The 7,062-nt window shown below is 64.1% G+C and carries 7 protein-coding genes and 1 pseudogene; 3 read left to right on the top strand and 5 right to left on the bottom strand.

Going from position 1 to position 7,062, the window contains the following annotated elements; genetic code table 11:
* Window positions 1-240: 240 nt before the first annotated feature.
* From groL to EOA24_RS22185, 3 genes are all read right to left on the bottom strand, one after another.
* A complete protein-coding gene (gene groL, locus EOA24_RS22175; RefSeq protein ID WP_127410062.1) occupies window positions 241-1,869 on the bottom strand; it encodes a chaperonin GroEL in 1,629 nt (542 codons plus the stop codon).
* Window positions 1,870-1,931: 62 nt separating this feature from the next.
* Window positions 1,932-2,228 (bottom strand): co-chaperone GroES, encoded by a 297-nt coding sequence (groES, locus tag EOA24_RS22180; protein ID WP_010915433.1) that lies wholly within the window; start codon window positions 2,226-2,228, stop codon window positions 1,932-1,934.
* Window positions 2,229-2,457: 229 nt separating this feature from the next.
* The gene (locus EOA24_RS22185; RefSeq protein WP_126083196.1) at window positions 2,458-3,258 is read right to left on the bottom strand and encodes a class I SAM-dependent methyltransferase; all 801 of its coding nucleotides are present in this window, start codon (window positions 3,256-3,258) and stop codon (window positions 2,458-2,460) included.
* A 107-nt stretch (window positions 3,259-3,365) separates the two neighbouring features.
* Here EOA24_RS22185 and EOA24_RS22190 point away from each other — a divergent pair, with 107 nt between their 5' ends.
* Entirely contained in the window at window positions 3,366-4,181 is an 816-nt protein-coding gene (locus tag EOA24_RS22190) for a hypothetical protein (protein ID WP_245467102.1), read from the top strand.
* A gap of 7 nt (window positions 4,182-4,188) precedes the next feature.
* Here the strand turns inward: EOA24_RS22190 and EOA24_RS22195 are convergent, their stop codons facing one another.
* On the bottom strand, window positions 4,189-4,950 hold the full coding sequence (locus EOA24_RS22195) for an SDR family oxidoreductase (RefSeq protein WP_126083194.1): 762 nt from the start codon (window positions 4,948-4,950) through the stop codon (window positions 4,189-4,191).
* A 106-nt stretch (window positions 4,951-5,056) separates the two neighbouring features.
* Between EOA24_RS22195 and EOA24_RS22200 the strand changes: the two genes are divergently transcribed.
* Window positions 5,057-5,956, top strand: a complete 900-nt coding sequence (locus EOA24_RS22200; protein ID WP_126083193.1) for a LysR family transcriptional regulator — start codon at window positions 5,057-5,059, stop codon at window positions 5,954-5,956.
* A 47-nt stretch (window positions 5,957-6,003) separates the two neighbouring features.
* Here EOA24_RS22200 and EOA24_RS22205 read toward each other — a convergent pair whose 3' ends face one another.
* Window positions 6,004-6,630, bottom strand: a complete 627-nt coding sequence (locus EOA24_RS22205; protein ID WP_126083192.1) for a TetR/AcrR family transcriptional regulator — start codon at window positions 6,628-6,630, stop codon at window positions 6,004-6,006.
* A 121-nt stretch (window positions 6,631-6,751) separates the two neighbouring features.
* Here EOA24_RS22205 and EOA24_RS22210 point away from each other — a divergent pair.
* A pseudogene (locus EOA24_RS22210) lies at window positions 6,752-7,062 on the top strand (MFS transporter); the annotation flags it as partial.

The following is a 7,062-nucleotide window of genomic DNA, read 5'->3' on the forward strand; positions in this document are numbered from 1 at the left end:
GGAACATCAGCGTCGAGGCGACCGTCCGCCGGTTCCACCCGGTGGCTTCGGCCGCGTCGAGCAGTCCTGCCAGCAGCGGTTTCAGCGCGCTCCGGCATTCGGCTTCATAGGCGAGGAATTCGCTTGCCGAATGCGTCGGCGCGGGAATCGAGCCATCTGCGCTCATCATGTTCATAACGCCCTCCCAAGTTTTGGCGGAACGCCCGCTCCCGTAGCCGGGAGCGGGCTCTCGTCAGCGTCTCAGAAGTCCATGCCGGCGCCGGCCGGCACGGCCGGGGCGGCTTCCTTCTTCGGCTTTTCGGCCACCATCGCCTCAGTGGTGACGAGCAGACCGGCGACCGAGGCCGCATCCTGCAGCGCGGTGCGCACCACCTTGGCGGGGTCGATCACGCCCTGCTTGTAGAGGTCGCCATACTGGCCGGTCTGGGCGTTCCAGCCGTAGGCGAAGTCCGTCTTCTCGCGCAGCTTGCCGACGATGATCGAGCCTTCCGATCCGGCATTCTCGGCGATCTGGCGCGCCGGAGCCTCGATCGCGCGCCGCACGATGTCGACGCCGTATCTCTGATCGGGATTGTCGACAGCGACCGCGTCGAGCGCCTTGGCCGCCCTCAGCAGGGCAACGCCGCCGCCGGGCAGGATGCCTTCCTCGACCGCGGCGCGGGTGGCGTGCAGCGCGTCGTCGACACGGTCCTTCTTCTCCTTGACCTCGACTTCCGTCGCGCCGCCGACGCGGATCACCGCGACGCCGCCGGCGAGCTTGGCCAGCCGCTCCTGCAGCTTCTCGCGATCATAGTCGGAGGTGGTCTCCTCGATCTGGGCCTTGATCTGCGTGACGCGGCCCTGGATCTCCTCCTTCTTGCCGGCGCCGTCGACGATGGTGGTGTTCTCCTTCTCGATCGCGACCTTCTTGGCGCGGCCGAGCATCTCCAGCGTGACGTTCTCCAGCTTGATGCCGAGATCCTCGCTGATGGCCGTGCCGCCGGTCAGGATGGCGATGTCCTCCAGCATGGCCTTGCGGCGGTCACCGAAGCCCGGAGCCTTGACGGCGGCGATCTTCAGGCCACCGCGCAGCTTGTTGACGACCAGCGTGGCCAGGGCCTCGCCTTCGACGTCTTCCGAGATGATGAGCAGGGGCTTCGAGGTCTGAACGACAGCTTCCAGGACCGGCAGCATTGCCTGCAGGTTGGAGAGCTTCTTCTCGTGCAGCAGGATGTAGGCGTCTTCCAGATCGGCGACCATCTTGTCGGCGTTGGTGACGAAGTAGGGCGAGAGATAGCCGCGGTCGAACTGCATGCCTTCGACGACTTCCAGCTCGGTCTCGGCGGTCTTGGCTTCCTCGACGGTGATGACGCCTTCGTTGCCGACCTTCTGCATCGCTTCCGCGATCATCTTGCCGACCGACTCGTCGCCATTGGCCGAGATCGTGCCGACCTGGGCGACTTCCTCGGAGGTCTTGATCTTCTTGGCGGCCTTGCCAAGAGCGGCGACGACTTCACCGACGGCGAGGTCGATGCCGCGCTTGAGGTCCATCGGGTTCATGCCAGCGGCAACGGCCTTGTTGCCCTCCTGCACGATCGCCTGGGCGAGAACGGTAGCGGTGGTCGTGCCGTCGCCGGCGATGTCGTTGGTCTTCGAAGCGACTTCGCGGACCATCTGGGCGCCCATGTTCTCGAACTTGTCCTCAAGCTCGATCTCCTTGGCGACGGTGACGCCGTCCTTGGTGATGCGCGGGGCGCCGAACGACTTGTCGATGACGACGTTGCGGCCCTTCGGTCCGAGGGTCACCTTCACCGCGTCGGCGAGGATGTTGACACCGCGCAGCATGCGCTCACGGGCGTCGCGGGAGAATTTTACGTCTTTTGCAGCCATGGTTAGCTCCTGACAGGGGCTCGGGAAGAGCCCGAAAACTCAGTTGATGGAGAGGCCGAAATTCAGCCGATGATGCCCATGATGTCGGATTCCTTCATGATCAGAAGGTCTTCGCCATTGAGCTTGACTTCAGTGCCCGACCACTTGCCGAACAGGATGCGGTCGCCGGCCTTGACGTCCAGGGGCACCAGCTTGCCGCTCTCGTCGCGGGCGCCGGAGCCGACGGCGATGATCTCGCCTTCCTGCGGCTTCTCCTTAGCCGTGTCCGGGATGATGATCCCGCCGGCGGTCTTGGATTCGGATTCGACCCGGCGAACGACCACGCGGTCATGAAGCGGGCGGAACTTGGACTTTGCCATGTTGTCTTCCTCGAGTGAGAACGGTGAGAACTGTTCCTCCATCCGGCGAGGCCGCCGGATATGAGTTAGCACTCACCAAAGGCGAGTGCTAACGTGGCGCTGAGATAGGCCGGCGCCTTGCCAGAGTCAAGGCGCGCGAAAGGGGCAAGCGGCGCGAAATTTTTCTCAGGCGAAACGTCACCATGAAAAGCGCCTGCTGTCGCGGGACACCGACGAGCAATCCCACCCGTCAGTCCCGGCGCTTCGGCGCTCGCAGCACCAGCAGCGGGCAGCGTTCGGCGAGCCCGTATGTGCCGGTCGAGGCAACGTCGACGTCGTCGAAAAATACCTTGGCTTCCTCGACAAGCGCGCTTACCGGCGCAAAATTGTAGATGACGGATGAGTTACGGTAGACGTCGACGGTGCCGATCACCGGCAACTCCCATCCCGTGCGTGTCGAAAGTTCGTCGCGGTCGGGAAACATCGCTTCGAATTGCTCGAGAATTCCCGTCACCGGTATGACGTAGTCCGGCGCGCCGGCGACCGCGGTCATGGCCACCCGCCATTTGAGGTCGTGAAAGGTCGAGACGCCGCCGGCCAACGCGAGGGCGCGGACATCCCGCGGATCGTCGCGTGTCTCGGGGGAAGCGTACAGCCTGATGCCGGCGCGCCCGTCTGCTTTCAGAACGCGCGCGATGGCTGAAAACAGCGCTTGCCTCGCATCCGCCCCGCCGATGACAGTGAGGCATCCGTCGCCGATCAGCGCATCGACGCTTGCGTCAGACATCGGCGGATCGAACCAGTCGCCGCGTACCGCCTTGCGCCTTTCGGTATCGCCCGGCCAGATGCCGGCGATCATGTCGGCCGACTCGTCGACCGCCGTCATCCTGGCGCCAAGCCCGGCGAGCTCCGGCGTCACGCCGAACATCACGACGTGCGATCGAGCGAGGTCGAGTTCGCGGTTATAGGCCTCGACGACTTCCGGCGGCGGCCTGAGCGGCGACCCCAGCAACTGCCAATGCCTGCGAATTGCATTCCAATGCTCTGTCATCACAAACCCGCCCGTACGATTGTGTTAGAACGCATAATCGAGGACGCTTAAGAAACCAAGCCGGGGGGCGGATGGCACGTATTGCGGTTATCACGCATGAGTTTGACGTGTTTGAACGCCGTCGCGGGCCGTTGCTGCGCCGCGACAGCCCCTACATGCTCTTCGATCTCCTGGAGGAGTTGAAGCGCCGGGGACATTCCGTTCGCATTGTTGCGGGCACGTCGGCCAGGCCAGAGGCGGATATCGCGATACTCCATGTCGACGCGACCGTGACGCCACCCGAATATGTCGAATACGCGCGCACTTATCCCTTCTGCCTCAACATCGGCGCCGCCGATATCTCGAAGCGTCGCGTCAGCGGCGCGGTGATCGACAGGGATCACAGCTGGCGAGGCCCAGTCATCGTCAAGAGCAGCCTCAACAATCTGGGAACGCGGGAGCAGACGCTCAATCGGCGATCGCGGCGCGCCGGCAGGCCGGAGCCGTTTCCCGATGCCAGGCTGCTCGATCGCTACCGCATCCACGGCTCGCTTGCGGAAGTTCCCCCGGCGGTGTTCGACCGCAAGGATCTCGTGGTGGAAAAGTTTGTTCCCGAGCCCGAGCCTGACGGCTTTGGCGCCCGCTTCTGGCTGTTTTGCGGAGAACGCGAGCGTTGTACCCGGCATGTCTCGCCGCAGAACCTGGTCAAAGGCGAAGATACGATCCGACGAGAGCCGGTTCCGGTTCCCGACGAGCTTCGCGCGCTACGGCGCGATCTCGGCTTCGACTACGGCAAATTCGATTTCGTCATGCATGAAGGCAAGGCCCTTCTGCTTGACGCCAACAAGACGCCCGGCCGCGTCCGCAACCTGTCCGCCTTCCTCGCCGCCGGCAATTCAAATCTCGCCGACGGCTTCGAAGGACTGATCCGCCAGGTAACTTAGGCGAACCTCAGATATTCATGCCGCCCGATACTTCGATCCGCTGGGCGTTGACCCAGCGATTGTCGTCGGAGAGCAGCGAGGCGATCATCGGCCCGACATCGTCGGCGACGCCGGCGCGGCCCAGCGCGGTCATCCCGGCCACGACGCGGTTGATCTCGGCGTCGTCGCGCACATGGCCGCCGTTGAAGTCGGTCGCGATCGCGCCAGGCGCCACGGTGTTGGCGGTGATGCGGCGTCCGGCAAGCTCCTTGGCGAGGTAGCGGGTGAACACCTCGACGCCGCCTTTCATCATCGCATAGGCGGACGAGCCCGGCACCGAGAAGCGCGCCAGCCCGCTCGACACGTTGATGATGCGGCCGCTGTCGTTGATCAGCGGCAGCAGCGCCTGGGTGAGGAAGAACACGCCCTTGAGATGGATGTTCATCAGCATGTCGAATTCCTCTTGCGTCGTGTCGGCGATCGGCTTGCGCAGCCCGGTACCGGCATTGTTGACGAGATAATTGAAGCGATCGCGCTGCCAGGTCTCGCGCAGCGTCTTCTTTAATGTCTCGACGAAAGCCGGGAAGCTGGCGACGGCGCCGGTGTCGAGCTCCAGGGCCGCGGCCCGGCCGCCGGCCGCTTCGATCTCGGCGACGGCCGCCTTCGCCTCATCGGCGCGCGAGCGATAGGTGAGGACGATGTCGACGCCTTTGCGGGCGAGGTTCAGCGCTGTGTTGCGGCCGAGACCGCGGCTGGCGCCGGTGATGAGGGCAATGGGACGGGTGGTCATGGCGAAATCTCCTTCTCTTCGGATGGAGATGCATATACTCGCCCATGCAGGCGATATAATCGGGCATGGATTGCCAACACTATTCAGCCTGTGCGAACAATCTGCCATGGATCGTTTTGACACCATGCGACTCTTCACCCGCGTCGTGGAGCGGCGCAGTTTCACCGCGGCAGCCGCCGATCTCGGCCTCCCGCGCTCCAGCGCAACCGCCGCAATCAAGCAGCTGGAGAAGCGGCTTGGTGTGCAATTGTTCCGCCGCACCACGCGCCATGTCACCCCGACGCCCGATGGCGAGGCCTATTACCAGCGCTGTATTGGCATCCTCGCCGACATCGAAGACGCCGAAGGCGGCTTCGGCGCCCATGACGTGCGCGGGCGCCTCAGCGTCGACGTCAATGGCCACATGGCGCGCACGTTCCTCTTGCCGGAACTGCCGGCACTGCTTGCCAGATATCCGGGCCTGTCGGTGCATATCGGCGAGGGGGACCGCCTCGTCGATCTGGTGCGTGAAGGCGTCGACTGCGTGATCCGGGCGGGCGTACTTCCCGACAGCGACATGATCGTGCGGCGTCTCGGCATCGCGCGCGAGATTACCGTCGCGAGTCCCGCCTATCTCGAACGCCACGGTGTGCCGCGCACGTTGGACGATCTTGCCGGCCATATGATGATCGGTTTCGTGTCGTCGCGCACGAGGCAAGTGATGCCGCTGGAATTCATCGCCGACGGCAAGGTTCGTGAAGTGGTCCTGCCGTCGCGAGTCACAGTCGCCAATTCAGACACAAGTGCCGCGCTGGTCCGGCTAGGCTTCGGGCTGTTCCAGGCGCCAAAACTCCGCTACGCCGACGACATCGAGGCCGGCCGGCTGGTCGAGGTGCTTCCCGACAATCCCCCGACGCCGACGCCGATCTCGGTGCTCTATCCGCCCAGCCGCCAGCTTTCGCCTCGGGTGAGGGTGTTTGTCGATTGGCTGGTGGAGATTCTGGGGCCGAAGCTGGAGGAGGCCTGAGGCAGGCAAGTGCGGCGAGGGGACGGCGCCCCCGAGTATGGCGACGGCTACAAAAACAGCCGCAACTGCGTGTGGATGATCGAGCGATAGTCGTCGATCGTGCGTCGGCCTTCTGCCTCGTCCTGCGTCAGCGCCAGCCGCACGACGCCGCCGGCAAGCTGGAAGATCAGGAACACGACCCGCCCGAACGCCTCGCGCTGATCCGCTTGAAGCATGGGCGCGACATGGTCGCAGAATATCTTCGCCTGGTGTCTCGTCTCGGCAATGTCGAGATGCTGCAGCGCCTTGTCGGCCTGGATGGCGTTCTGCAGATCCTGGATCGCCGGGTCAGCCGCGACACGGGTATAATAGTCGTCGAGCATGCGATCGGCCGCCGCCGTTACATCGCTCAACCCGTTTATCCCGGCGATGATCGCGCCGAAGCGCGCCCGGCTTTCCTCGGCAAACCGATCGTAGAGCATCGCCAGGATCGCCGACTTCGACGGAAAGTAGTGATAGACGGTCGCTATCGGCCCGCCGGCCAGCGCGCCCACCTCCTTCATCGTCACCGCGTCGATGCCCTTTTCGCCGATCAGCCGCATGGTCGTGGCGAGGATCGCGTCGATGCGCTCGCGGCTGCGCTCCTGCTTCGGCCTGCGCCTGGGTTCCGTCGCCGTTCGCTTTGCATCCGTCATGGCCCGCATCTTTCCCGGAAAAGTGCGAATTCGCGGTTGACAAGAAACATGATCAAGTATCAGTTTCATTAAATGCTGACAACTTGTCAGTTTTTCGACCGGGCTGCAAGGGAGGCATCTCGTGACTGCATCGCAAGCCGCGCAAGCGGAAGAGGGCGATTGGCTTGTCGGCAATCCGACGGGATCGCAGCTTGCCTCGGCGCTGTGGATCGGCTCGGTCGGCCTGCTCATCCTTGGGCTGCAGCCGGTTCTGCTCGGCGCCCTCTATACCGAAGGCCACGTCACCGGCGACGAGCTGGCGCTGGTCGCCACCGCCGAGATGATCGCGATAGGCATCGGGTCGGCGATCGTGGCCATGTTGCTGCCTGCCAGGAACATGCGCTGGAAGAGCGCGGCGCTGCTCGTCCTGCTCGCGCTCGCCAATTTCTGGAC

This window comes from Mesorhizobium sp. M2A.F.Ca.ET.039.01.1.1, from assembly GCF_003998035.1.
Lineage (GTDB): Bacteria > Pseudomonadota > Alphaproteobacteria > Rhizobiales > Rhizobiaceae > Mesorhizobium.

What these genes read in the sequence shown, in the direction of transcription:
- groL (WP_127410062.1), bottom strand. Translation starts at nt 1,869, where the DNA reads ATGGCTGCAAAAGACGTAAAATTCTCCCGCGACGCCCGTGAGCGCATG.
- groES (WP_010915433.1), bottom strand. Translation starts at nt 2,228, where the DNA reads ATGGCAAAGTCCAAGTTCCGCCCGCTTCATGACCGCGTGGTCGTTCGC.
- EOA24_RS22185 (WP_126083196.1), bottom strand. Translation starts at nt 3,258, where the DNA reads ATGACAGAGCATTGGAATGCAATTCGCAGGCATTGGCAGTTGCTGGGG.
- EOA24_RS22195 (WP_126083194.1), bottom strand. Translation starts at nt 4,950, where the DNA reads ATGACCACCCGTCCCATTGCCCTCATCACCGGCGCCAGCCGCGGTCTC.
- EOA24_RS22200 (WP_126083193.1), top strand. Translation starts at nt 5,057, where the DNA reads ATGGATCGTTTTGACACCATGCGACTCTTCACCCGCGTCGTGGAGCGG.
- EOA24_RS22205 (WP_126083192.1), bottom strand. Translation starts at nt 6,630, where the DNA reads ATGACGGATGCAAAGCGAACGGCGACGGAACCCAGGCGCAGGCCGAAG.